This is a genomic window from Algibacter sp., assembly GCF_049667265.1.
In the GTDB taxonomy this organism is placed as follows: domain Bacteria; phylum Bacteroidota; class Bacteroidia; order Flavobacteriales; family Flavobacteriaceae; genus Algibacter_B.
This window is the reverse complement of sequence record NZ_JBATHX010000295.1, coordinates 1-2,636: the sequence shown is the minus strand read 5'-3', so window position 1 is coordinate 2,636 and position 2,636 is coordinate 1. Positions and strand designations below refer to the sequence as shown.

Here is a 2,636-nt window from a genome sequence, read left to right as displayed (position 1 = left end):
ATAATGGCGTTTATAAATGTTATGTGTTATTAATAAAAAAAGCAATAGCACTAAAGCGGCAATTCCAATTGCAAGGTTTGAAAGATACCATGGTCTACCAATTATAAACGGATAAGACTCCGTATTTAAAGATATCACATTACCTACTTTCCCTCTTACACTAAATGTATAATTTCCATGCGGCAGATTTTCAAACAAAACAGTACCATCTGTGGACCAATCACTCCAACCCTCATACATGCCTTCCAGCTTATATTGGTATTCTGGTTTTTGCATTTTTGAAAAGGCTGAAATACTATAAGAAAACTGTAAATTATTTTCCTTGTTTTCAAATTCTGGTTTTGTTGTAATGTCAACTAATTTAAACGAATTATTGTCCCTTAAATTACTTACAGCAATTTGATTAATATTAATTTTATAATCTTGATTAACAATTTTATCCAAATTAAGAACAATGTATCCGGTAGTGGAACCAAATAAAAATTGTTGATCATATAAATGTGTTACACTTTCATAATCAAGAACATCCTTTCTTACCTCTTCAGGAAAAGGAACGTTATTGATTTTAATATTTCCACTAAGTTTAGATGCTGAGCTATAGTTAATCCCATTTGAAGTAAAGCTCCATAATTTATTTGTTATCGGTTCTGAAACTACTATACCAGAAACAAAATTTTCCTTTTCAATTAAATCACTTAACAAGGTGTCTTTATTAAATTTATTTAAATTCGTATCATACTTAAAAACACCATTTTTACTTGAAAACAGTAAATCTTCGTTGTGCTTAAACAAACTGGAATATGACTTAATATCCATTAAGGTGTCTTGAGTAAACTCTAAAACACGACTAAATTCATAATCAAGCTTTAGTTTAAAGGCGCCCTTGTATTCATGAACCAAATAGATTTCTTCATTGTCTAAAAACTCAAAAAACCTTGTTGAAAAATCAAAACCCTCTACTTTGTTTTTAAATTTCCATGTTCCATTTGTTTTTTCAAGAATATTTAATCCGTTATAGTTTCCTTGAATCAATAAATTGTTATGATTTTCAATAGGCTTAATTTGCCATGTGCCTAATACATTGGCAATTTTACTCGCTTTATTATCATTAATTATAAAGGTTCCTGAATTGTGTCCACAAAAAAGCGTGTTTTCAATAACATCTAAACTCCAAACCTGCCCGTGGGTACCCTCAATAAATTTTACTTTTTCGTTTTCTTTTAAAGGCTTATAAAACAAGCCTTGGTTGGTGCCTAAATACAAAAAGTTATTATATACTTTGGACGTGTAAACACTACCAATCATTCCATTTTCATCGTAGTAAATATGGAAAGGTGATTTAATATTTATACAATTAACTCCATTGTCTAATCCTAACCATATATTATTCTCGACATCTTCATGTAACGCTAAAACCGTATTATTACCTAACCCGTTAGATTGATTAATTCTATAATTAACTTCTCCTGTTTGGGTAAGATGAATTAAACCATCAGAGATTGTACCAAGCACAAAGCTCTTATCATGAAGTTGAATACTACTAAATACACTTACTTTTTTTAAAAATGAATTGGCTGGAATATCCCATTGGGTCAAATTATTATTTTGTAACTCAAAAAACCCATTATCTTGAGTAAGCATTAAGGTTTTACCTTTGTTATTGAAAACACTAACAATAACATTATTCTTAACAATGTCGTTATCAGAAACAAGTACAGCGGCACCATTTTCAATTTTATAAAGTCCGTTATTTAAACTCTGAAAATAAAAATTAGTCCCTTCCTTAAATAACCTGGACATTTTGGTTTTAGAATTAACAACACTATAAGCTTTTGTTAATTTATTATAAATATGAATTCTATCAAGCGATTGAAACAATATGGAATTATCTAAAGACAAAATATTCCAAAACTCTTCATCTTCTAATAATTCTACATTTAATTCTTTTGTTAAGGATGTGTAATTTAAAACACCGTAATTATTTTTTTCCCAAAAACCAAAATCTTGATAATTTCCTGAATATATTAAATTATCAATAACTAAAACTGAGCGCAGATTCGTTTGGTTTGGAGATTCATATAAGTTCCATTTTGCTCCGTTATATTCTAATAAACCTTTACTGTTAGCAATATAAATGAAGCCCTCATCGGATTGAGAAATAGACCAATTCTGTGCCTCTCCATTATAGTCTTCAGGATAAAAAACATTTATTGGAGGTCGCTCCTGTGTTTTAGCAGAAAAAATAAACCCAAGTAAAAATAGAGCGACTAAAAAATTTATGTTTTTCACAACATTTTATTTTTGTAAAGGTACTAAGGTAATAAAAATAAGGGATAAACAGGAAGAAGTATAGTTATTGTTTGGTTTTGGTAGTTGACGAAATAACACTATACAAAAAAAAACAGAATAAAAATTATTCTGTTTTATTATATTTAAAGCTGTAAACTAAACTGTTTTGAGCGTTTTAACAATAAGAAACTAATCGTCCATTTTTTTTATACGGCCTCCTAACATTTTACTTTCGTCTATCTGTTCTGGGTTGCCATAAATGAAAATATCGCCTCCTGCTTTAACTTTTGCAATAACCTTTTTTGATGCGTTTACGTAAGCTTCGCCTGCAGCATTAATTGACACTT

General features: G+C 29.3%; 2 protein-coding genes. Both read right to left on the bottom strand.

Annotated features, from left to right (window positions below; all coding sequences use genetic code 11):
• On the bottom strand, positions 1 to 2,289 hold a 2,289-nt coding region (locus tag WBN21_RS10805; RefSeq protein ID WP_424200153.1), incomplete at its 3' end, for a triple tyrosine motif-containing protein.
• 189 nt (positions 2,290 to 2,478) lie between these two features.
• Entirely contained in the window at positions 2,479 to 2,634 is a 156-nt protein-coding gene (locus WBN21_RS10800; protein WP_424200155.1) for a GIN domain-containing protein, read from the bottom strand.
• Positions 2,635 to 2,636 lie beyond the last annotated feature (2 nt).